At 62.3% G+C, this 22,979-nt stretch carries 21 protein-coding genes, 1 tRNA gene and 2 pseudogenes; 4 read left to right on the top strand and 20 right to left on the bottom strand.

Going from position 1 to position 22,979, the window contains the following annotated elements; all coding sequences use genetic code 11:
* Nucleotides 1-130 precede the first annotated feature (130 nt).
* The 6 genes from AC3CD9_RS04780 to AC3CD9_RS04755 form a co-directional block, all read right to left on the bottom strand.
* Nucleotides 131-1,711, bottom strand: coding sequence for a GTPase (locus AC3CD9_RS04780; protein ID WP_488366560.1), 1,581 nt, complete (start codon nt 1,709-1,711; stop codon nt 131-133).
* The gene (locus AC3CD9_RS04775) at nt 1,708-3,405 is read right to left on the bottom strand and encodes a dynamin family protein (RefSeq protein WP_488366559.1); all 1,698 of its coding nucleotides are present in this window, start codon (nt 3,403-3,405) and stop codon (nt 1,708-1,710) included. The genes AC3CD9_RS04780 and AC3CD9_RS04775 overlap by 4 nt, the downstream gene beginning before the upstream one ends.
* Nucleotides 3,406-3,531: 126 nt before the next feature.
* Nucleotides 3,532-3,605: transfer RNA gene (locus AC3CD9_RS04770), tRNA-Arg, on the bottom strand.
* Nucleotides 3,606-3,724: 119 nt separating this feature from the next.
* Nucleotides 3,725-3,931, bottom strand: a complete 207-nt coding sequence (locus tag AC3CD9_RS04765; RefSeq protein ID WP_488366558.1) for a hypothetical protein — start codon at nt 3,929-3,931, stop codon at nt 3,725-3,727.
* An 88-nt stretch (nt 3,932-4,019) separates the two neighbouring features.
* Complete coding sequence (locus AC3CD9_RS04760; protein ID WP_262776798.1) at nt 4,020-4,334, bottom strand: thiamine-binding protein; 315 nt, start codon at nt 4,332-4,334, stop codon at nt 4,020-4,022.
* A gap of 87 nt (nt 4,335-4,421) precedes the next feature.
* Complete coding sequence (locus AC3CD9_RS04755; protein WP_264801520.1) at nt 4,422-5,612, bottom strand: acetyl-CoA C-acetyltransferase; 1,191 nt, start codon at nt 5,610-5,612, stop codon at nt 4,422-4,424.
* 233 nt (nt 5,613-5,845) lie between these two features.
* On the opposite strand from AC3CD9_RS04755, the gene AC3CD9_RS04750 reads away from it, so the two are divergent.
* Nucleotides 5,846-7,465, top strand: coding sequence for a cell division protein (locus AC3CD9_RS04750; protein ID WP_488366556.1), 1,620 nt, complete (start codon nt 5,846-5,848; stop codon nt 7,463-7,465).
* A 174-nt stretch (nt 7,466-7,639) separates the two neighbouring features.
* Here AC3CD9_RS04750 and AC3CD9_RS04745 read toward each other — a convergent pair whose 3' ends face one another.
* Entirely contained in the window at nt 7,640-7,936 is a 297-nt protein-coding gene (locus tag AC3CD9_RS04745; protein ID WP_488366555.1) for a hypothetical protein, read from the bottom strand.
* 30 nt (nt 7,937-7,966) lie between these two features.
* Here AC3CD9_RS04745 and nucS point away from each other — a divergent pair, with 30 nt between their 5' ends.
* Nucleotides 7,967-8,662, top strand: coding sequence for an endonuclease NucS (nucS, locus tag AC3CD9_RS04740; RefSeq protein WP_139466990.1), 696 nt, complete (start codon nt 7,967-7,969; stop codon nt 8,660-8,662).
* Between the two features lie 256 nt (nt 8,663-8,918).
* Here the strand turns inward: nucS and AC3CD9_RS04735 are convergent, their stop codons facing one another.
* A complete protein-coding gene (locus AC3CD9_RS04735) occupies nt 8,919-9,692 on the bottom strand; it encodes a type IV toxin-antitoxin system AbiEi family antitoxin (RefSeq protein WP_488366554.1) in 774 nt (257 codons plus the stop codon).
* 656 nt (nt 9,693-10,348) lie between these two features.
* Here AC3CD9_RS04735 and AC3CD9_RS04730 point away from each other — a divergent pair.
* Nucleotides 10,349-11,659, top strand: a pseudogene (locus tag AC3CD9_RS04730) (ISL3 family transposase).
* A gap of 43 nt (nt 11,660-11,702) precedes the next feature.
* Here the strand turns inward: AC3CD9_RS04730 and AC3CD9_RS04725 are convergent.
* On the bottom strand, nt 11,703-12,473 hold the full coding sequence (locus AC3CD9_RS04725) for a thioredoxin domain-containing protein (protein ID WP_488366552.1): 771 nt from the start codon (nt 12,471-12,473) through the stop codon (nt 11,703-11,705).
* Complete coding sequence (locus tag AC3CD9_RS04720) at nt 12,461-13,489, bottom strand: hypothetical protein (RefSeq protein WP_488366551.1); 1,029 nt, start codon at nt 13,487-13,489, stop codon at nt 12,461-12,463. Before AC3CD9_RS04720 ends, AC3CD9_RS04725 begins: the two co-directional genes overlap by 13 nt.
* Nucleotides 13,490-13,660: 171 nt before the next feature.
* On the opposite strand from AC3CD9_RS04720, the pseudogene AC3CD9_RS04715 reads away from it, so the two are divergent.
* Nucleotides 13,661-14,084 (top strand): annotated as a pseudogene (locus tag AC3CD9_RS04715) (transposase); the annotation flags it as partial.
* Between the two features lie 78 nt (nt 14,085-14,162).
* On the opposite strand, the gene murA reads toward AC3CD9_RS04715, so the two are convergent.
* The 10 genes from murA to atpB form a co-directional block, all read right to left on the bottom strand.
* Nucleotides 14,163-15,476, bottom strand: a complete 1,314-nt coding sequence (gene murA, locus AC3CD9_RS04710) for a UDP-N-acetylglucosamine 1-carboxyvinyltransferase (RefSeq protein ID WP_488366550.1) — start codon at nt 15,474-15,476, stop codon at nt 14,163-14,165.
* Nucleotides 15,476-15,943, bottom strand: coding sequence for a DUF2550 domain-containing protein (locus tag AC3CD9_RS04705; protein WP_025776910.1), 468 nt, complete (start codon nt 15,941-15,943; stop codon nt 15,476-15,478). Before AC3CD9_RS04705 ends, murA begins: the two co-directional genes overlap by 1 nt.
* Before the next feature lie 22 nt (nt 15,944-15,965).
* Nucleotides 15,966-16,226 carry a F0F1 ATP synthase subunit epsilon gene (locus AC3CD9_RS04700; protein WP_488366549.1) on the bottom strand — a complete coding sequence of 87 codons (261 nt, stop codon included), beginning with the start codon at nt 16,224-16,226 and terminating at the stop codon, nt 15,966-15,968.
* 3 nt (nt 16,227-16,229) lie between these two features.
* Nucleotides 16,230-17,678, bottom strand: coding sequence for a F0F1 ATP synthase subunit beta (atpD, locus tag AC3CD9_RS04695; RefSeq protein ID WP_025776912.1), 1,449 nt, complete (start codon nt 17,676-17,678; stop codon nt 16,230-16,232).
* Between the two features lie 26 nt (nt 17,679-17,704).
* Entirely contained in the window at nt 17,705-18,637 is a 933-nt protein-coding gene (locus tag AC3CD9_RS04690) for a F0F1 ATP synthase subunit gamma (protein ID WP_139466984.1), read from the bottom strand.
* A gap of 31 nt (nt 18,638-18,668) precedes the next feature.
* Nucleotides 18,669-20,303 (bottom strand): F0F1 ATP synthase subunit alpha, encoded by a 1,635-nt coding sequence (gene atpA, locus AC3CD9_RS04685; protein ID WP_139907924.1) that lies wholly within the window; start codon nt 20,301-20,303, stop codon nt 18,669-18,671.
* An 81-nt stretch (nt 20,304-20,384) separates the two neighbouring features.
* Nucleotides 20,385-21,191, bottom strand: a complete 807-nt coding sequence (locus AC3CD9_RS04680; RefSeq protein WP_488366548.1) for a F0F1 ATP synthase subunit delta — start codon at nt 21,189-21,191, stop codon at nt 20,385-20,387.
* A complete protein-coding gene (locus AC3CD9_RS04675) occupies nt 21,191-21,742 on the bottom strand; it encodes a F0F1 ATP synthase subunit B (RefSeq protein WP_039210678.1) in 552 nt (183 codons plus the stop codon). Before AC3CD9_RS04675 ends, AC3CD9_RS04680 begins: the two co-directional genes overlap by 1 nt.
* Before the next feature lie 19 nt (nt 21,743-21,761).
* Nucleotides 21,762-21,992 carry a F0F1 ATP synthase subunit C gene (gene atpE, locus AC3CD9_RS04670; RefSeq protein WP_139907920.1) on the bottom strand — a complete coding sequence of 77 codons (231 nt, stop codon included), beginning with the start codon at nt 21,990-21,992 and terminating at the stop codon, nt 21,762-21,764.
* A gap of 80 nt (nt 21,993-22,072) precedes the next feature.
* Nucleotides 22,073-22,885, bottom strand: coding sequence for a F0F1 ATP synthase subunit A (gene atpB / locus AC3CD9_RS04665; RefSeq protein WP_235355140.1), 813 nt, complete (start codon nt 22,883-22,885; stop codon nt 22,073-22,075).
* Between the last annotated feature and the right edge of the window lie 94 nt (nt 22,886-22,979).

Here is a 22,979-nt window from a genome sequence, read left to right as displayed (position 1 = left end):
ATTCAGCCGGTCCTTCGCACCAGTGTCCAGAAACGTGAAATGCCCTGTGGACAGAGATTCTCCGTCCACAGGGCTCCACAGTCCGAGTCGCCCACAGAGTGTGTTCGAGTCGGAGATGCGCGTCTGCGTCTCAGCCGAGCATCTCGTATGCCCGTCGGTGCTCTCCGATGACGCTCTTCACCGAGTTGAGATACGAGCTCTGGGCGACCCTGCCGACTGCGTCTCGCAGCTTGCCATCGACCTCGGAGGCCGCCTCCTTGGCGCCTTTGGCCCGCGCAGACTTCGCCACCAGAGAAGTCACAAATGAACCGATGCAGCCGATCAAGAACATCCCGATGCTGACAATCCAACACCACGTCGGCAGGGCACCCGAACCGATCGCGGCGACGAGAGCGGAGACGACGATTCCGAGGAGACCGATGATCGAGGCGACGAAGAAGATGATCTGCAGGGTGTGTGCCAGCGACCACCAACCAGGGCTCTGGCGAGTGATATCCACAGCTGTGACGGCCGAGTCGAGATTCGCCGACAGCTCGTCGGTGCTCTTCTTCTCTGCTTCCGCGGCCTCGTTCTGCCATGCCTGCGGCATGGTCGACACGGATTCTGCGATGAGTTCGTGCGCCATGAGCCGGACGTGGGAGCTCTGCGCCTTGGTCGTCGCCGGCACCGAAGCGCGGACGAGCTCGTCCCTGTCCTGACCGTGCTTGGCACCCAGCGGATCGGGGGCATTGCGCTGGGCCCACGCGAGGATGGGATACCCGGTCTTGCGGTAGGAACGGCGGATGTAATCATCGTGCACGGTCTGTGCCACGGCTTCGACACCGGCGGCTTCCGACATCGTCTCGACCAGTCGGGATGCGCCGGCCAATTCGTCCGGCGAGGAGACCGGTTCTCCGAGCTCCTTCCGGATCCGATTGGCCATCGCCTGCATATCGGCCAACAGCCTCTCGGCCGCTGCGTCGTTCGAATCGACGGTGTCGGCGAGGATACTGCGGATCTCTGGGATGCCCTCCCGGGTCACGGCCGAGGAGATGCGCACATTCGTCTCGCTCAGCCCATCCTCGTTGAGCAGCTGGCGCAGATGGTCGGTTGCGGCCTTCTGCTCCTCCTGACTGAGCTTGTCGATCTGGTTGAGGACGACGACCATGTTCCCGCTGTTCTCGGCGAGTTTGGTCAGGTACTCGGAGTGCAATGAGAAGTCGGCGTATTTCTGTGGGTCGACGACCCAGAACACGACGTCGACGAGTCCCACCAGACGATCCGACTCGACACGGTGTTCGACTGCCGTGGAGTCGTGATCGGGCAGATCGAGCAGGATCAGACCGTGCAGGCGTCTCTGATCGTCGCCGTCGAGCGCGGACTCGCGCCAGGTGCGGCTGCGTTCGGGCACATGCAGCCAGTCGAGGACATCGTTTCCGCCTTCGCCCCAGACGCATGCGGTCGGGCGTGAAGTCGTCGGCCTGCGCACACCGACACGGGCGATCTCGAGACCGGCCACAGCGTTGAACAGTGAGGATTTGCCGGAGCCTGTCGACCCGGCGAACGCCACGACGGTGAAGTCCTCTCCCAGGCCCAGACGGTCTTCCGCCCGATCGAGCAGATTCTGCGCATCGGTGCGAACGTCTCCGCCGAGCTTGTCGTCACTCAGCGACAGGGCGTGTCGTATACCCTCGGCGAGGCGCCGGATCTCGGTCTGTGCGGAACTGTTCACAATGCCACCTCAAGTCGTTCACCGGAGGCGCGCAGGGCGCCCGCTTGCCGCGCCGGTACCGCGGATAGTCTCAGTGCGTTGTCGAAAGGAGTGCGGCAGCCCGCCACGATGCCCACAGCCGCGTCGAGGAAGCGCTGTCGGATCGATGCGATGAGCCCGGCCGCCTCGTCGGCTCCGAAGATCGTCTCCGCGAGATTGAGTGCGACTCCTGCCCCTTGTCGGGTGCTCTGCCCGCCATCGCGGGAGCTCCGCGGATCCCAGAAGGCCGCGTATTCGACGACGGCGCAGACTCCTGCAACGCCGAAGGAGAGGATTCGAGCCTTGGACTTCTTGCCCTGACCGATATCGCGCACAAGCGCGTTGACTTCGTCCGACCACGTGGCCACCGCCGACTTCACTGAGTCCTCGAGCCCCGCGCCAACCGTGCGCAGTTCAGGCTGATCTTCGATGAGGGCCGCACCGGCAGCGGTGTTTCGCCACTCGGCATTGACTTCGTCGACCACGTCGATGGCCTGTTCGCGCAGGGACACAGCCGCGCTACGCAGGATGGCGACATGCAATGGAGTGGCCGCGTCATGTTTGCCGGTCACCGCAGCGGAGATGCGATCGCGCATTCGAGCCATCGTCGGCTCCAGTCCGCGGAAGAGCTGGCCTGTGCCCACGAAGTCCTGCCAGCGAGCATTGACCTCTCCGTGCAGGACCCGTCCGTCGGAGAAGACTTCGGCGAGCCCGGATTGAGCCGATCGGAAGTTCTTCTCCACTGAGCCGACCAGGGTGATGTGGGCCTGTTCCTGAGTTTCGGCGAAGTCGGCGAGCTCCCTGACCCGTGCGGGCAGCGCAGCGATCGCACCCGTCAGCGTGCGATTGCGGATGCGCTCGAGTGAGGTGCCCTCCGTGCCGACTTGAGAGATCCAGGAGCGAATAGGATAGATCGCCGCATGAGGCAGCAGACCGTCTTCCAGCTCGAGCTCGGCGACGGAGAAGATCGGTGAGTTCGCCAGTCCTGCATCGGCGAGCAGACTCGACAGGTGATGCCTGACTTCGCGGTTGGCTTCGGGCGGAACCCGATCGAGAACGATGGCCACCGACGTGCTTCGCGCAGCGGCCGTCTTCAACAGGGCCCACGGGGCGGCATCGGCGTACCGGTTCGCCGTCGTCACGAAGAGCCACAGGTCGGCGCTGAGCAGCACCCTGCGCGAGAGCGCACGGTTCGTCTCCGAGATGGAGTCGATATCCGGACAGTCGAGGATGGCCGTGCCCGCTTCGATGTTCTCATCTGCGATGAGCACGACTCCGGGCATGGCCGACTGAGGATCGGAGCTGCGCGGCAGGTCAGGCAGGTAATGCTCTGATTCGAAGAACTTGGCATCGGCGGGGTTGAAGATGACGACCGGGTTGCCCGTCGTCGGTCGACGCACTCCGGCAGGACTGACATTGCGCCCTACGAGGGAGTTGACCAGTGTCGATTTGCCGGCACCCGTCGACCCGCCCACGGCGATGAGGAACGGAGTTCGCGAACGATTGATCCGCGGCAGCACGTAGTCGTTGAGTTCCGCAGTCAGTGTCGAGTGTGCTGTGCGAGCGTCGGCGAAGTCTTCGCTGCGCAGGGTGAAGCGCGTCTCCGAAACTCGTTTGACGATATCGTTCAACGCTTGGCCGACCGGCGGCGTCACGGCGCTCTTGCTCTCAGTCATCACGCCTCCACTCTCTATGTTTTCCCAGCTCGGCACCAACTGCCACGCCGTATCGGCGCGGAATTGCTCAGCGACAGCAGGGATCAGACGGACTCGCCCGATCTCAACGGGTGCGGGCATGAGAAGCGCCCCCGGCGGGGCTCGAACCCGCGACCTACCGCTTAGAAGGCGGTTGCTCTATCCGACTGAGCTACGGAGGCTCAAATATCGTAACCGATGCCCGGATGAGAACAGAAAGCGGCCCCGGTGGAGCGGACTGTCTCGTCAGTCGCCTCGAACCGGGGCCTACTCGCTGCCGTGAAAGCTCGGCAGGAACATCTCAGTAGTGACGGGCTGCATTCTCCATCGACTTCCTCACCGTCACGAATGACACGGCCACAACTCCCGTCATTGCAAGAATGACTGCCACGGCTTCGATCCCGAATGCGAAGTCGACGATGATCGGGAAGAATCCTGCGAGCATGAAGCCCAGCAACGCGACAAGCGTGAGTGCCGTGGCAACTGAGAAGAGCTTTGCACCTTTCATTGTCCATCTCCTTCGATCGATGCATCCGATGGAGAAAGACTAACGCCAGATGAGACTCACGTCACTGAGAATTTCAGAAGAATTCGTCTCAGCCTTCGCCCCGAGCGTCGATCGCCTTCTCCAGACGCTCGAGTTTGCCGTCGATCTCGCCGGTGTAGCCGGGGCGGATATCGGCCTTGACCACCAGGGACACTCGAGTGCCGAACTCGCCGACAGCCTCGGTGGCCTCTTTGATGACCGCGAAGACCTCGTCCCATTCCCCTTCGATGGTCGTGAACATCGAGTCCGTCCGGTGCGGCAGACCGGAATTGCGGACGATCTCGACAGCCGCTGCCACGGCATCGTGGACCGAGGCGTCGGTCCCTTCTCCCCCACTGGGAGCGACTGAGAAAGCTGCGAGCATGCTGGTGGTCCCTTCTGTCTGGTCCGGTGGGGAGCCGATCGACTCCCCACCGGTTCATCTGTCTGAGTTGAGGTCGAACGACTCGGGTCAGGCCTGCGCAGGCACTGTCACGATGAGCGAGTCGCCCTGCCCGCCGCCTCCGCAGAGTGCGGCGATACCCGTGCCGCCGCCTCGGCGCTGGAGTTCGAGGGCGAGGGTCAGAACGACCCGGGCTCCCGAGGCACCGATCGGGTGGCCCAGTGCGACGGCGCCGCCGTTGACATTGACCTTGTCCTCGTCGATGCCGAGGTCCTTGGCGCTGGCCAAGCCGACGGCGGCGAAGGCTTCGTTGATCTCATAGAGGTCGAAGGAGTCGGCTGCGACGCCTTCACGCTCGGCAGCGACCTTGATCGCCTGCGAGGGCTGGTGCTGGAGAGTCGAGTCCGGTCCGGCGGTCCAGGCGTGCGAACGGATCTCGGCGAGGATCGGAGCGCCGAGTTCTTCGGCCTTCTCACGCGACATGACGACGACAGCGCAGGCTCCGTCGGAGATCTGCGAAGCGTTGCCGGCGGTGATCGTTCCGTCCTTCCGGAAGGACGGCCGCAGCTTGGACAGGGACTCGGCCGTCGTGTCAGGACGCACACCCTCGTCTGCGGAGATGGTGACATCGCCCTTGCGTGAGCTGATGGTCACAGGCACGATCTCGTTCTCGAAGGCACCGGCCTTCTGTGCCGCCGCGGCCCGCTGGTGCGAACGAGCGGAGAACTCATCCTGCTCGGCGCGGGAGAACTCGCGGTCACCGGCATTGGCCTCTTCGGTCAGTCCGCCCATAGCCTGATCGGTGAAGGCGTCCCAGAGTCCGTCGTAGTCCATATGGTCCTTGGCGACGACATCACCGTACTTGTACCCCGAACGCGATTTCATCAGCATGTGCGGGGCCTGGCTCATCGATTCCTGCCCTCCCGCCACGACGACGTCGTACTCGCCCGCTCGGATCAGCTGAGCTGCTTGGGTGATCGTGTTGATTCCCGACAGGCACAGCTTGTTGACCGACACTGCCGGAACGGACATGGGAATGCCGGCCTTGACTGCCGCCTGCCGACCGGGACCCTGACTGTTTCCGGCCTGCAGAACCTGGCCCATGATCACATAGTCGACGTCGGAGCCCTGAATGCCGGCACGATCGAGTGCCCCGGCGATGGCTTCGGCGCCGAGCTCGACGGCACTGAGTTTCGACAGCTCCCCCTGAAGTCGCCCGAATGGTGTGCGCGCTCCGGCGACGATCACTGCATCAGCCATATTTCCTCCTCGGATATCCGCGCTGCGGACGCGAGTCCGCAGCACGTATGCATTTCGACATCCACCAGCCTAGTCGAGGCCCATGTGGCCTGCATCACGGGGTCCGCGCAGCCATGGATCAAGCCCTCGTCCACACTCTCGCATTCGCACCCAACACTCATGGAGTCTCCGTTAGAGTAGGACGAGGACAGCCTAAGAACACCCCCTTTCCAAGATGACAGGAGTTCGCTTCAGTGACGCCCACCGAAGAATTCCGCACAGCGATGCGCGGCTACGAGAAGAGTGAAGTCGATTCGCGACTGCAGCAGCTGCGCACCGAGGTCGAGTCGGTCCGCAAGGCCCTGGCCGATGCGCGCAGTCAGGTCATCAATGCAGATCGGGCGAAGCTGCAGATCGCAGGTGAGCTCTCCGAAGCCAAAGCACAGCTGAAGAAGGCTGCCAACGACAATGCAGAGGCGGCAGGGCCTCCCGGAAGCCGCATTGACCATCTTCTCAAGATCGCCGAGTCGCAGGCTCGCGAGACCCTGGCTCAGGCCAATTCCGATGCCGAGAAGATCCGGAACAAGGCCCGCGCCGAGGCGGCGTCCGCTCGCGCTCGGATGCACACCGAGAGCAACGACACACTGTCCAATGCGCGCTCGGAAGCCGATGCGATCACTTCCTCGGCCGAGCTGCGCGCCGAAGAGACGATCAAAGCCGCTGAGAAACGCGCAGCCGAGCTCAGCGCAACCACCGAACGCGAGACCAACCAGGCCAAGGAAGCGAATGCCGCTTCCGCCAAGGAGGCTCGCGAGAGCCTTGATCTCGAGCTCTCCGAACTGCGGGCGACCGCTGAGAAGGAAGCTGCGGATCTGCGTGCCGAGGCCAAGACCGAGGCAGAGGAGACAGTGGCGGCTGCTCAGGCGCAGGCCGATGAGCTGCTCAAGTCCGCGAAGGCACGCGACGAGGCATCGAAGAAGGCCGGAAACGACTTCGACGTCGAGCTCGCGAACAAGCGCAAGGAAGCCGAGACCGAACGCAAGAAGCGCTACGAAGAGGCTCAGGTCGAGAACAAGAAGCTCGTCGAAGAGGCTCAGGCACGCGCAGCGAAGGCCGACACCGAGGCCAAGGAAGCTGCCGAGCGTGCGGAGCAGACTCGCACCGACGCAGTGAAGAAGGCCGACGAGATCATCGCCGACGGAAAGTCCCGCGCACAGACGCTCATTGCGGAAGCTCGCGCCACCGCCGAGGCCACCATCGAGGAATCCGCGGCAGAGGCCAAACGCAATGTCGCCTCCGCACAGTCGCAGGTCGATCTGCTCACGAAGCAGCGCAAGACGATCACTGCTCAGCTCGATCAGCTCCGTTCGCTGTTCGCTATGCCCGGGGTCATGGGCGGCGACTCAGTGGATCCGGCGAAGGCCGAATCGGCGTCTCACGCCACCGAGCAGATCGCCGACGGTCAGGAGCTCGAAGACCTGCTGGCCGACGATGACTCGTCGGATGCGCCCAAGGCCGATGACTCCGCGAAGTCGACCGATGACGCAGCGTCGAACGACGCCGAAACCTCGAAGTCCGGATCCGCTTCTGGCGGGGATGCGAAGTCGACCGGTCCGGCGAAGAACGGTGGTGCCGGAGCCGAGGACAACGGCCCTGCGAAGGCTTCCGACGAGTCGGCCGAAAGCTCGAAGTCGACTCCTTCTTCGAAGAACGCTTCAGAGTCGAAGGCTAGCTCTGCCGCTGATGAGGATGACACGGCAGGCGAAGATCTGCCCAACGGCGCCACCGACGAGGACACCATCTCGATCAACGCTCAGGTCTCCGGTTCGAAGGACAACTCGAAGACCTCGCGCTCGCGCAACTCGCTGCGCTGAGATCGTTTGAGTCGAGACCGACTGGGTCCAGCACGATTGATCTGAGACCGGCCGAATCGACTATGACGAAGGGACCCGCTGATGCGGGTCCCTTCGTCATTGTGAGGCAGGTTGGCTGACTGAGGTCTCAATCGACTCCAGCCCTGTTTCCGACAGCCCAGAGATCATCTGCCCTCACCGGAAGCGGTCGAAGCAGTGCTGGTGCCAGTGCCGCCTGCTCTCAACCCCGATCTCGATTCCGTGGGGAGCATCCTGACGCCACGCAACGATATGGCTCGTGGCGGCACTGACATCGCGGCCGCAGCCGGGGCAGACATAGACCTTACCGGATTCGTTTCCCTTCACGGTCTGCACGGACCAGTTTCCGTCCGGCAGTGAACGGCTTGTCCTCATGCCTGCCACAGAGTCGGACAGGTCGCGGGGAGCCTGCTGCCATTTGTTCTTGCGACGCGAGGATGAAGATCGTGGCATTGAGTCATTGTCTCACGTAGGCTGAAGCGCGTGCGTCTAGTCATTGCCCAATGCTCCGTTGATTATGCCGGTCGTCTGACCGCCCACCTTCCGATGGCCACCCGCCTCATTATGCTCAAGTCCGACGGCTCGGTGCTCATCCATTCCGACGGCGGTTCCTATAAGCCGCTGAACTGGATGACTCCCCCGTGCACGGTTCGGCACATCGAGCCCGACGCCGAGCAGGCAGAGGCCGGTCTGACGGAGCTGTGGGAGGTGTCGCAGACGAAGACCGGAGACCGTCTCGTCATCTCCATCGCCGAGGTTCTCGCTGACGACTCCTATGAGTTCGGTGTCGATCCCGGGCTGGTCAAGGACGGGGTCGAAGCGCATCTGCAGGAACTGCTCGCCGAGCATATCGAGACCCTCGGCGAGGGCTACAGTCTGGTACGCCGCGAATACATGACCGCGATCGGTCCGGTGGACATCTTGGCTCGTGACGACGGACAGAAGTCTGTGGCGGTGGAAATCAAACGCCGCGGCGATATCGACGGTGTTGAGCAGCTGACCCGCTATCTCGAGCTGATGAATCGCGATCCTCTCCTCAGCCCAGTCAACGGAGTCTTCGCTGCTCAGGAGATCAAACCGCAGGCGCGCACTCTCGCCGAGGACCGCGGCATCCGCTGCGTCGTTCTCGACTACGATGCTCTCCGCGGAATGGACGACCCCGAGACGCGCCTCTTCTGATCACTCACGGTCAGCCGGCGGATATGCTCACGGTCAACCCGCGGGATAGCCGGCCACCCACTCCAGCCTCGCCGATCAAGCTGCGGGTTAACCCTCCACTCACTCCAGCCTCGCCGATCAAGCCGAGCCGTGTCGCTCCCTTCGTGCAACGTCCGTAGCTCCTCAGCGCGGGCCCACACCGTCGATCAAGGCGGACAGCGTCTATCGCCCCGTCTACGGAGCGACTTACGCTGTCCGCCTTGATCGAGCGTCAGGATCATACTTCGCGACGGCTGTCGTCCATGACCAGTCGTCGTCGCACTGACTCTCCGATACGCAGGAAGAGATCGGCGGAGAAGAGATCGCTCCACCGGACACGGAAGACCAACCAGCCCTCGTTGCGCAACGCATACTCGCGGCGCCGTTCACGTTCGAAAGTCACTTGCGGATCCGCTCCGTCGAGGTGGTACTTTCCTGCACCATCGAACTCTGCGATGACCTTCGCCCGTCTATTGGCGAAATCGGTACGGCCCAAGTGCTTGCCGTCGTCATCACGAATGTCGACCTGCGGCTCGAACCCCGGAATCGAATGCTCGACGAACCGCACCGCGCAGATCGACTCAGCGACGCTCTCGCGGCGTGAATCGACACTCTCGAATACCTTGACGATCTTCCGTGTGCCTGTGCGAACAGGATGCGCTTCACTGAAGGAACGCATCTGTTCGACGGTCACGACCGAGCTGCGCACCGCTGCATCGAGCGCCGCGACAGACAATGCGAGCGGACAGTCCCGAGCAATGTCGAGCAGCGTCTGCAGGACCGTCGTCACCGGGATCCCATCGACGAACTCGTGCCCTGCAGGATCTAAGACGCGTCGCCGCACGAGCATCTTCGCCAGACGAACTCCGCTGCGCGGACTCACCGATTCGGCGAAGACATCGTCCCGCTCGACGTATGGAATTGGAAGGCCGTGAACGATGAGTGCACTGCGGTGAGAGAATACTGCGTCCGGAGGCAGGCGATCGACGTACGACCGGACGAGGATTCTCAAATCCTCCACGCGTTTGCGCAGGCCCGTCGACTCTATCGGCAGTGTGGTTGTGGGAGCCGCCGCAATCGCACTGACGAAACTGTGCACCGGATCAGAACATTCTGCGGTGACAACATATCGCCCTCGCTCCAATCGTCGCAGACAGCATCGTTCGGCGGCTTTGATCCGATGACAGTCCCACCCGGCCGCGAGCAGTGCGGCAGTCGACAGACATCCATACATGCCTTCAAGCATGGGTGACGAGCCGCGGGAGAACCAGGATGAGAAGTCGGGCTGTGGACAACCCTCGACTCATCCACACAGACCGCATCGTAACGAGGATCGACCGACGTGAAGGTCCGCGGAACCACCGCGCAGGCCCTCGAACGGCGGTCGGTCGCAGTCGCCGTTCAAGGCGAAGCGCGAATTCCGCGCCGTTGACCTATCGACAGACGGGGGCCGGCTTGAACGAGAGAGCGAACCTCGGACAGACGGGGGCCGGCTTGAACGAGCGCAATGGCTACCGATTGAACGAGCGCGACGACTACCGAAAACCGGCTCTTCGTAATTGAGGGTGTAGATCGGTGATTCCAGGACACGGCGAGTCGCTGCCCGGATAGACGTCGAGGTCTTCCGATGATGGAAGTTCTCACACAGTCCATCCGAAAGACCTCGACGTGGCCAAGCCTACTTTCTCGACCCCTGACCTCACGACATTCTGCCGACTCGACACCCTCGACCTGACCTGTATCGGCCAGCACATCACCGGACACAAAGCCATCCTGGAATGCCGTCCCAACACTGCCGATGACTGGTGCCGACGGTGCGGTGGCCACGGGATCGTTCGCGATACCGTCGTCCGCCGTCTGGCGCACGAACCCTTCGGCCACCGACCGACGACGCTTCATGTTCGCCTCCGCCGTTACAAATGCGTCGAGTGCGGCCGCGTATGGCGTCAAGACACCACTGCTGCGGCACCACCACGAGCGAAGATCTCTCGAACCGGCCTCGACTGGGCGCTGCGTGCTCTCGTCATCGACCACGACACCGTGTCCGTGATCGCAAGCAAACTCGCCGCGTCCTGGCACACCGCAAACTCCGCAATCCTCGCTGAAGGTCGCCGACTGTTGATCAACGACCCGACCCGTTTCGACGGGGTCACCGTGATCGGCGTCGACGAGCACGTATGACGGCACACCCGACGTGGCAACAAGTACGTCACCGTCATCATCGACCTCACCCCGATCAGCCAGGCAACAGGCCCAGCACGTCTGCTCGACATGATGCCCGGACGTTCGAAGCGGGTGTTCAAGCAATGGTTGAAAGCCCGCCCGAAGGACTGGCGTGATGGCATCGACGTCGTCGCGATGGACGGATTCTCCGGCTTCAAAACAGCCTCGGTTGAGGAACTGCCCGACGCTGTCGAAGTCATGGACCCCTTCCACGTCGTCAAGCTCGCCGGTGATGCTCTCGACGAAGTGCGCCGTCGTATTCAGCAGGAGACAACTGGCCATCGTGGGCGAGCCAAAGACCCCTTGTATCGTGCGAGGAGGACTCTGCACACAGGCGCTGATCTGCTCACAACCAAGCAACAGGAGAGGATCGCGGGCCTGTTCGCCGATTCGAGTTTCACCGAAGTCGAAGTCACCTGGGCCGTCTACCAAGACGTTGTCAGCGCCTACCGAACCGCCGACCGGAACGATGGCAAGAAGCTCTTGAGAACGGTCATCGACGCACTGGCGACGAATCTGCCGACAGGGCTGGTTGAGCTCAAACGGTTGGGAAGGACTCTGAAGCGTCGCGCTGCTGATGTGCTCGCGTTCTTCACCCGACCGGGAACGTCCAATGGTCCGACTGAAGCTATCAACGGCAGGCTTGAACATCTCCGCGGGTCTGCTCTGGGATTCCGCAACCTCACGCACTACATCGCGAGAAGTCTGCTCGAGTCCGGCGGATTCAGGCCGACCTTACATTCTCAATCACGATAGGGCTGAAAACGGCAGATGATCAGATTGCATATGCCGATCTGCTTCAGGCAGACTCACTACGGCCCACATTGACGATGACCGGGCCGTCGATCTTACTTGCTCGCGCAGCTTCGAGTATGAAGGCAACAAGCATCGACGCACTCGCAGCAGACCACTCGGGAACATCGAACACTGCACGTAACACCATCGGTGACGAACGCAACGCCCACCGATCATCGAACGTGGCCCTAGAGTTTTCGTCGGTCAACGCACGGAGCACGATACCGCCGGTATGCGTGGCTTCAAACCAATTTTCGACCGCGGAATCGCGTAATCGCGCCCGGGGAGTCGTAAATAGGCTCACGGTGGCTTTGGTTGGCTCTGTCGTACCGTCGACTGCAGCGAACTGGTCGAGGAGCGTCTGGATCCACACGGGGTCGACCGGCGCAACATGCCCCGGGATCTGAATGCTGAACGACGATATCGACAGGCTCCCTAACTGGGCGACGGTATCGGCAGCTGCATGAACGAACAGCGGCACAAGCATAGCTGGTGGAACTCCGCCAAGATGTTCGATCTGAAACCATCCAAGCTCCCCCCTCAGCGTTCGCAGAGTCTCTGCGCCGCCGAATGCCCAGAAGCCCTCATGTGCTTCAAACGCCTTGTTGGCGGAGCTCTGCGGGCTCAAGGCCGTGCACAGTCCGAAGAACCGCGCAAACGCGCCCTCTTCGTCGATTTCGCCCGCTTGGATACCTCTGTGGATTGCCTCCGTGACCTCCAATGTACCGTCGACACTTACGATGATTGGGTCAGTCGAACCTTTCACAATGTGCATTTAAGAGTCCTTGCGCTTGTGTAGAGCTTATTGGGGGAATCGAGGTATCCAATGAGATTGACATCCACCCAGCTACGCCATTGTTTTCTAGCCTGCGACCTACACGTCATCCGGGCGTTGGCTCTCTTCGAAGTGCCCGGCCCGATTATCTTCACCCCAGCCTTGCCCCTTCTGTTCCACGACGAAGTCTTCTTCGGCTTGTACTGCAGCTGCACCGTGACCTTCGCTTTCGTCGCTTTGGCCGTGCCTTTGATCCACCACCCGTGACCTGAAGCCTGACCTCTAGTGACATGGACATAGTCACCCCTCGTGTAGAAGACGGCGACCGCAGCCTGCGCCACAATCGGGTAAACGCTCTTCGGCTCGGGGTCCACGGTCTGCACCAGTCGATTCCCTTCGATGGAATAGTGAGAGTCGACTTCGGCCCCGGAAGCGTCGTGCGAAACCGGTTGTTCGACCACACCGACCAGCACGTCGTCCTTGTACAGCGCCACCGCACCGGTCTTCTGAAGAACAGGTGCAACATCTTCGGTGAAATCGTACTGGGTCGTCTTCTCGGCGTCAGGCCCTGCCAAAAGAACACTGGCGCTAATCGCACCATTGTCGAGGATCTGCATCGCATGGGCTGCCTCGGTCCCGCTTCGATGCATGATGGCAGTGCCATCGGTTGTCACAGACAGATCTTTCGGCGCGGCATGTTCTGTAACCGAGAGTCCAACATCGACCCGATCGTCGACGCTGGTGGAGGCTCGCAAGCTTCCATCTGCGCTCAGAGATGTCACGACGCCATCGCGGCTCCACGTGACCTCTTCGTCGCCGGTATCAAGTGCGGTGGGCATTGCGATCGGCTGTGACTGCGAGTTGTCAAGCGCCACTTGAGCATCGTCTGGTCGTTCAAGAAGGCCTGAAGATGTCTGTGCCTGGACTGGGGATGTGGTTGGCAGTGCGATAGCAAGGGCTAGGGCGAGCGAACCCGCCTTCACCAATGGATGAATTGTCACTTTGGGGATCTCCATATGTCACAGGGGCTTCGGTGCCATAGTGCGCAGTATCGAAGTTGACCAGGGTGGTCTGAACTCATTCTGGAGAGTCGGACTGCAAATCGGCGCGTACTTCGGAGGGTTGAGTGGCAATGTGATCTAACTGTGATCTTCAGCATGATGGTCCGATGCGTTGTGCCGCCGCACAGGATCCTGCTTACCTGCGGCAGTCTGCTCGCCAAGCGTCAGTTTGAGCGAACTTTCGATCTTTTCGCCGATCCGAAGCCCCCTGCCGAAGTCAACGTCACCTGGAGCGTGTGTCAAGACAACGTGATCGCCCGCCGGAGTACCGACCGCCACGAAGGCAGGAGACTTCTGGATGTAGCAATCATCGGAGCTGCCAGCTGGATTGGTGGAGTTAAAACGCTTGGTACGCACGTTGTGGCGGCGAGCGGCCGATGCGTTGGCCAACTGCGCCGGAACGTCGAACCCGCCGACGGAATCGATCAACGGCAGGCTTGAGCATCTGAACGGATCTAACCGGGGGTTCCGCAACCTTACCCATTACATCGCCAAGTGTCTGCTCAAATCGGTTGGATTCAGACCCGACTTACACTCTCGTTTACGATGAGCCCGAAAACCGAGGGCCGACTTGCACGAACGAGGCAAATCCTGACTGCCAGGGTCCGCGGAGTTCGTCGAGAGAGAACTAGTCGAAGCTGAGGACGTCGCGCTTCTCGACGCGTTCGATGTCGACACCGAGGACGCGAAGATTGTCGACGAAATTCTCGTAGCCGCGTTCGATGTGATCGATTCCCGATACCTCGGTGACTCCCCCGGCCCGGAGGGCGGCCATGACCAGGCCCGCTCCCGCGCGAATGTCGGAAGCTTCGACTTCGGCACCGGAAAGAATCTCGCTGCCGGTGACCAGTGCATGGTTGCCGTCGATGCGGACCTTCGCACCGAGGCGGGCGATCTCCTGCACGAAGCGCCAGCGCGCTTCGAACAGATTCTCAGACAGCAGACCGATACCGTCGGACACCGAGTTCAACGCGATGACGAACGGCTGCAGATCCGTCGGGAATCCCGGGAACGGCATGGTGGCCACCCGGATGGCATGTGGACGCGAGGCGCCGATGACGCGGAATCCCTTGCCCCGCGTTCCGTCACCGAGGATGATCTCACCGAGGTCTTCCACCGTGGCGCCCGAATCCCGAAGCTTCATACCGATATTGGGCATGATGTCGAGCCCGACTCCGCGTACGGTCACATCGCCCGCGCTCAATGCGGCGCCGAAGGCGAAGGTTCCGGCGACGATGCGGTCGCCGACGGTGCGGTGGGTGACCGGATGCAGCGATTCGACACCGGTGATGGTGAGGTCAGAGGTGCCGATTCCCTCGATCTGCGCCCCCATCTCGACGAGCATCGTACAGATGTCGACAATCTCGGGTTCGCGCGCGGCGTTGGCGATGGTCGTGGTGCCATGGGCGAGAGTTGCCGCCATGACGAGGTTCTCGGTGGCTCCGACGGAGGGGAACTCGAGGACGATCTCGGTACCGCGCAGACCCGTCGGAGCCTCTGCGACGAAATAGCCGTGGTCGAGGTGGACGACAGCGCCCAGGGCCTCGAGACCGGCCTGATGCATGTCGAGTCCCCGGGAACCGATGGCGTCACCGCCGGGAAGAGCCACATGTGCGGCACGCATCCGTGCGGTCAGTGGGCCGAGGACGGAGATCGAAGCCCGCATTGCGCGGACGAGTTCGTAGTCGGCCTGGATGCCGACCTCGGCGGGGACGTCGATGCTCACGACGCCGTCTCTGGCGTCGTAGTCGACCTCGCAGCCGAGGCGGACGAGCAGTTCGACCATGATCCGCACGTCGAGAATGGCCGGGACGTTGGTGATGGTGGTACGTCCCACGGCGAGGAGACTCGCGGCCATGAGTTTGAGGACGCTGTTCTTGGCGCCTCTGACATCGATGGTTCCCGCCAACTGTGCGGGCCCGGTCAAGCGGAAGACATCCATTAAGTGAAACGTCCCATCGTCGGATTGAAGCCAGGAGGTGATGATTCGAGCCACGAAGCCATCGTGGACAGGGATTCGGTGTCCATTGCCAGAGACACGGAACGCGGACGACCGTCTGCCTTGCCATACGAGCAGTCGACGACGACCGCTTCGGGCAGAACCGAGTACTGCTCACCGGAGGTGGGCTTGCGCCGGACGAGGATGTCGAGATCGGCGCGCGGCAATCGGAACGCGGCGCGCCGCGTCAGTGCGAAGACCGGATACCAGTCCAGGGAAGTGACCGAGAACACGGCCACGCCCAAACGCCAACGTGGGCGAGAAGAATACTCCTCGCCCACGTTGATGGAACAGTCAAAGGCACCCGAGAGCTTCGAGATCGACCTGCGTCGGATCGTGACGACCACGATCAGAGCAAGCGCGAGTCCTACCAACGAGAGCAGAACGATCAGCAGGACAGAAGGGTTCACGGTTGCCAGTGTAACCTGCGGATCAGAGAAGTTCGGCCTGATCAGCGGCAATGATCACACGGTTGTTCTCCACCGAGAGGAATCCGCCATCGGCTTTGACCCTGATGGTGTCCTCGTCCGGGGTGAGAATCCGTGCTTCGCCGTCGGCGACGACACCCAACACGGGCTCGTGGCCCGGCAGGATGCCGATCTCGCCGTCGAGGGTACGGGCGATGACGCGCTTGGCCTCACCGACCCATACCTCGCGGTCAGCAGCCACGACATTCACTTCGAGCGTCGCCATGGCTTACTTCTGCATCTCTTCGTAGTTGCGCATAACGTCGTCGAGGCCGCCGACGTTGAAGAATGCCTGCTCCGGGATGTGGTCGACTTCGCCCGAGCAGATCTTCGAGAAGCCTTCGATCGTGTCGGCAAGCGGCACGGTCGAACCGGGAACCTGAGTGAACTTCTCAGCGGTGTAGGTGTTCTGCGAGAGGAACTGCTCGATGCGACGTGCACGGTGAACGACGAGCTTGTCCTCTTCACCGAGTTCGTCGACGCCGAGGATGGCGATGATGTCCTGCAGCTCCTTGTTCTTCTGCAGAATCGCCTTGACCTCGTTGGCCACGCGGTAGTGCTCGTCACCGACGATCAGCGGGTCGAGGATGCGCGAGGACGATGCGAGCGGGTCGATCGCCGGGTACAGACCGCGCGAAGCGATGTCACGGCTGAGCTCCGTCGTCGCGTCGAGGTGGGCGAATGTCGTCGCAGGCGCCGGGTCGGTGTAGTCATCGGCGGGAACGTAGATCGCCTGCATCGACGTGATCGAGTGACCACGCGTCGAGGTGATGCGCTCCTGCAGCAGACCCATCTCGTCAGCCAGGTTGGGCTGGTAGCCCACGGCCGAGGGCATGCGACCCAGCAGGGTCGAGACCTCGGAACCGGCCTGGGTGAAACGGAAGATGTTGTCGATGAACAGCAGCACGTCCTGGTTCTGCACATCGCGGAAGTACTCCGCCATGGTCAGCGCCGACAGCGCCACGCGCAGACGGGTGCCTGGCGGCTCGTCCATCTGGCCGAACACCAGTGCGGTGTCCTTGAAGACTCCTGCCTCATCCATTTCCATGATGAGGTCGTTGCCCTCACGGGTACGCTCGCCCACACCGGCGAACACCGAGGTGCCCGAGTGGTTGTGCGCGATACGGAAGATCATCTCCTGGATGAGGACGGTCTTGCCTACGCCGGCGCCGCCGAACAGACCGATCTTTCCACCCTGGACATAGGGGGTCAGGAGGTCGATGCTCTTGATGCCGACTTCGAGGATCTCGGTCTTGGACTCGAGCTCGTCGAAGGACGGTGCCGGACGGTGGATGGGCCACCGTTCGGAGATCTCCAGCTCCTCGCCGTCGGCGAGGTTGAGGCAGTCACCGGTGGTGTTCCACACGTGGTGCTTGGTCACGTCTCCGACGGGAACGGAGATCGGTGCGCCGGTGTCGACGACTTCCTGTCCGCGGACAAGTCCGTCGGTCGGCTGCAGCGACACTGCGCGGACCAGTCCGTTGCCCAGGTGAAGTGCGACCTCGAAGGTCAGCTTCCGGGTTCCTTCGGACAGTTCCACCGACGCGGTCAGTGCGTTGTAGATCTCGGGCACGGAGTCGAGCGGGAACTCGATGTCGACAACCGGGCCGATGACTCGGGAAATCCGGCCGAGGGCAGTGCCCTGTGCCGGAGAGGTTTCCGTTGCTGTGGCAGTCATGGTCTCTTTCTCTCTGCTCTCGCCGGTCAGTCGCCGGCTGCCGATGCCGCGAGGGCATCCGCCCCACCGACGATCTCGGTGAGTTCCTGGGTGATTTCCGCCTGGCGAGCCGTATTGGCCAACCGGGTGTAGGTCTTGATGAGATCATCCGCGTTGTCCGTGGCTGTCTTCATCGCCGCCTGTCGCGAGGCCTGCTCGGATGCTGCTGCGCTGAGCAGCGCCGACAGAATCCGCGAATCGATGTATCGCGGCAACAGTGCGTCGAGCACAGCCTCCGCACTCGGTTCGAACTCATAGAGCGGGAACGCAGGTGCATCGGACGATTCCCCAGCCTGTCCGCCGGTCGATGCCTCTTCTGCATCGACGACCTCCAGCGGAAGCAGTCGCCGGTATTCCGGGTCATGCGTGACGCTGGAGACGAAACGGGTGAAGACGATGTAGATCTCGTCGATCCCGGAGTCGGCCGACTCCGGGTCGAAGTTCTCCAACAGCGCCTCGCCGATCTCACGTGCGTGTTCGGCCAGCGGGTTCTCGGAGATGCCTGTCCAGGACTTCTCGATCTTGCGATCGCGGAAGGTGTAGTAGTTCTTGGCCTTGCTGCCGATCGTGAACAGGTCGACGCTCTTGCCCTCGTTGCGCAGCAGCCGAATGAGTTCCTCGGCTTCGCGCAGCAGGTTCGCCGAATAGGCACCGGCGAATCCGCGGTCGGGTCCGATCACGAGGACGGCAGCGTGCTTGACGTTGTCCGACTCCGTGGTGAGAACGTGGTCCACGTTCGACTCGCTGGCCACTGCCGACACGGCCCGGGTCAGGGCGTTCGCGTACGGGCTTGCGGCCTGCGAGCGGGCAATGGCCTTCTGGATCCGCGAAGCAGCGATGAGCTCCATCGCCTTGAAGATCTTCCTCAAGGACTGGGTCGAGCGGATCTTCTGTTTGAAGACCCTCTGCTGGGCTCCCATCAGTTCTTCCTTTCGCCGTTACGGAACAGGTTCAACGCTTCTGCCGAACGATCTGCTCCTGCTCGACCTCGTCGGAGGACGCGGCTGCGGTGTCTTCGCTGCCGGCCTTCGAACCGCTCTGGTCCGAGCTGGCGAAGTTCTGGGTGAACTCGGCCAGGACGCTCTTCAGCTCTTCGGTCGTGTCGTCGTCGAGCTTCAGCGTCTCACGGATGGTCGTGAAGATACCGGTCTTGCGCTCGATGTGATCGTGCAGTTCGGACTCGAAGCGGAGAACGTCGTCGACCGGGATCTCGTCGAGGTAGCCGTTGGTTCCGGCGAAGATCGACACAGTCTGCTTCTCGAACGGCATCGGAGCGTACTGACCCTGCTTGAGCAGTTCGGTCAGACGCGCGCCCCGGGCCAGATCGCGCTTGGTCGCGTCGTCGAGATCGGATGCGAACATCGCGAAGGCTTCGAGCGAACGGTACTGGGCCAGCGAGATCTTCAGCGTGCCCGAGACTCCCTTGAGAGCCTTCGTCTGAGCGGCACCACCGACTCGAGACACGGACACACCGACGTCGACAGCGGGACGCTGACCGGCGTTGAACAGATCGGACTGCAGGAAGATCTGACCGTCGGTGATCGAGATGACGTTGGTCGGAATGAACGCACCGACGTCGTTGGCCTTCGTCTCGATGATCGGCAGACCGGTCATCGAACCGCCGCCGAGCTCATCGGAGAGCTTCGCGCAGCGTTCCAGCAGACGCGAGTGCAGGTAGAAGACGTCGCCGGGGTAGGCTTCACGGCCCGGCGGACGACGCAGCAGCAGGGACACGGCGCGGTAAGCCTCAGCCTGCTTCGACAGGTCGTCGAACACGATGAGGACGTGCTTGCCGTCGTACATCCAGTGCTGGCCGATTGCGGAACCGGAGTAAGGAGCCAGGTACTTGAAGCCCGCTGGGTCCGAGGCAGGCGAAGACACGATGGTCGTGTACTCGAGCGCTCCGGCCTCTTCCAGCGAACGGCGAACGCCGGCGATGGTCGAGCCCTTCTGGCCGACGGCCACGTAGATGCAGCGGACCTGCTTCTTCGGGTCTCCGGTCTCCCAGTTGGCCTTCTGGTTGATGATCGTGTCGATCGCCAGAGCGGTCTTACCGGTCTTGCGGTCACCGATGACCAGCTGACGCTGACCACGGCCGACGGGGATCATCGCGTCGATGCTCTTGTAGCCGGTCTGGAGCGGTTCACGCACTTCCTGGCGGTCCATGACGCCGGCGGCCTGGAGCTCGAGCTCACGGCGGCCGACCGTCTCGATGTCGCCGAGTCCGTCGACGGGACGGCCCAACGGATCGACGACACGGCCGAGGTAGCCGTCGCCGACCGGAATCGAGAGGACCTCGCCGGTGCGGTACACGTTCTGCTCTTCGGCGATTCCGGAGAACTCGCCGAGGATGACGACGCCGATCTCGCGTTCGTCGAGGTTCTGTGCCAGGCCCAGTGTGCCGTCTTCGAACCGCAGGAGTTCGTTGGCCATGGTGCCGGGCAGGCCCGAAACGTGAGCGATACCGTCACCAGCGGTGACGACCTTGCCGACCTCGGTCTTTTCCGAGCTCTCCGGGTTGTACGAATCCACGAACTTCCCGAGAGCGTCCCGGATCTCTTCCGGGCGAATTGTCAGTTCCGCCATCTGGTTTCCCTGCTTCCTTTACTCAAATCTTGCGTCCGACGACCGGTGGGCCGCCGATGCCGGAGAAGCCGGCCACTAGTGTCAACCTGCGAGCTTGCGCTGCACATCGGCCAGTCGATCGGCCACGGTCGAGTTCATCATCTCGTCGCCGACCTGCACCCGGACTCCCCCGAGAACATCGGGGTCGACCTGGACATTGAGGACGAGTTCGCGACCATAGCTGGCCGACAATGCCGCCTGCAGCCTTTCGGTCTGCGACTCGCTCAGAGGTCTGGCGACGGTGACGTCCGCAACCGACCGCTGCTGGCGGGCGGCGAGGATATCGCTGTACTGATCGAGCGCCTTCGCCACGCGGAGTCCGCGAGGGTGCAGAGCTGCCTGTTCGACCAGCTTGATGGTGTCTGGCTGTGCCTTGCCGGTGAGCAGGTCGGAGACGAGAGCGCGCTTGCTCTCATCGGTGGCCTGCGAATCAAGCGCGCGGGACAGCTCGTGGTTGGATTCCAGCAGACGCGCGAAGCGGAAGATCTCCTCTTCGACCTGTCCCAGTTTCCCGTCGGCCTGTGCGGCAGCGGCGATTGCTGTCGCACCGGCGACTTCGAGGCTGGTGACGAGGTCCTGGGTCCGCGCCCAACGATGACCGACGGCCTTGTCGCTGATACGCAGAACCGCATCCGTGATCCGAGTCGAGAACAGAGTCCGCAGCAGCTGCTGCTTCCTCTCGGCCGACTCGGAGGAGTCTGCCAGAGCCTTGCGCAGTCCGACATTCTCGGCGAGGACGCCGACGAGTGCCAGAGTCTCCTCACCGATCTGTCGGGGGTCTCCCCCGGAGATCTCGGAATTCGCGGTCTCGAGGACGGCCTGCAGGGACAATCTGCTCGACTGGAGCATCACGCCCCCTTGACCGGCTGCGCGGACGAGTTGGACTCGAGATCGGAGATGAAGCGATCAACCACATTGGCCGAACGCTGGTCATCGGTGAGTGATTCACCGACGATGCGCGATGCCAGGTCCGTGGCAAGAGTGCCGACCTCGGAACGCAGCTGCACCATGGCGGACTGACGTTCGGCGTCGATCTGGGTCTGTGCCTGAGCGATGATGCGATCAGCCTCGGAGTGAGCCTGGGCCTTCATGTCGGCGATGATCTGGGCGCCTTCTTCCTGAGCCTCGGCGCGCAGTCGTGCAGCTTCGGCACGACCGTCGGCGAGCTGCTTCTGATACTCGGCCAGAGCCTGATCGGCTTCGGCCTGCACCTTCTCGGCCTTCTCAATTCCACCCTGGATGCGCTCAGCGCGCTCGTCGAGGGTCTTGTTGAAGGCGGGAAGGACGTACTTCCAGACAACCAGGAAGACGATCAGCAGACAGACGGCACTCCAGACGATGTCGTACAGCGCCGGGAGAAGCGGGTTCTCCGCGGAGGCGACGATGTTTACCGGAGTCATCTTTCAGTCCTCTTCGAGATCAGGGCAGGAAGAACGGGGTGGCGATACCGATGAGGGCCAGGGCCTCGATCAGAGCGATACCGAGGAACATGTTTCCGCGCAGGGCGCCGGCCATTTCGGGCTGACGGGCGGTTCCCTCGATGGTCTTGCCGATGACGATGCCGACACCGACACCGGGGCCGATTGCGGCGAGGCCGTAGCCGATGGTGCTGAGGCTACCGGTGATCTCAACTGCAGCGAGCGTATCCATAGGATGCTTTTCCTTTCATATGGCAGCCGGGTGGTTGGCCCGGCTTTGTAACACTAGGGGGTTACAGACTGGGTGCGATCTCAGTGTTCGTCCGAGATCGCGGCATTGATGTACACACAGGACAGAAGAGCGAAGATGTAGGCCTGCAGCACGACGATGAGCATCTCCAGGATGAAGACGAACATGCCGCCGGCGAAGGTGACGATGCCGAAGAACTGGAATCCGTTGGCGGCGTCGAAGAGGAAGAAGCTCGTGGCGGAGAAGCAGAGGACGAGCAGGAGGTGGCCCACCATCATGTTCGCGAAGAGTCGGATCGCCAGAGTGAACGGCTGGGTGACGAATTTCGTGATGAACTCGATCGGGATGAGCAGGATGTGCATTGCCGGCGGGACGCCGGGCAGGATGAGCGAATCCTTGAGGTAGCGGCCGAGCCCCTTCTCTGCGATGCCGGCCCAGTGGTAGGTCACATAGACCACGAGGGTCAGCACGATCGGCATGCCGATGACGCCGGTGCCCGGCATGTTGAGGAACGGGATGAGCTTCGTGACGTTCCAGAAGAGGATTCCGAAGAAGATCGCCACGATGAGCGGCATGAACTTCTTGGCCTTCTCCTTGCCCATCGTGTCCTCGGCGATGCCGACGGTCACGAATTCCATGGCGAGCTCCATGCTCGACTGGAAGCGGGACGGAATGAGCTTCATGCGCTTGGCCCAGACGGCCAGAAGCACAACGACGGCGACAGTGGCGATGATGCGGATGAGCATCACGCGGTTCATTTCGAACGGAGTGCCCTCAAAGAGGAACGAGGCTGGAAAGAACTCAGCCATCGACGGTGCGTGGAAGCCGCCTTCTGCAGCACTGACTGTTGTGTTCGCGGCGTTGAGTGTTCCCACGTTTTTACTACTCTCCCATGGTCAAGGGCCCTGATGGCCTGGCCTTGGCCCCGCACTGATGGCGAGGCTTGAGGTTCAGGAGCGACAAAGGGCG

The organism is Brevibacterium sp. MGP-B1 (assembly GCF_057766545.1).
The sequence above is the reverse complement of the archived record's forward strand: the minus strand, read 5'-3'. Positions and strand labels throughout refer to the sequence as shown.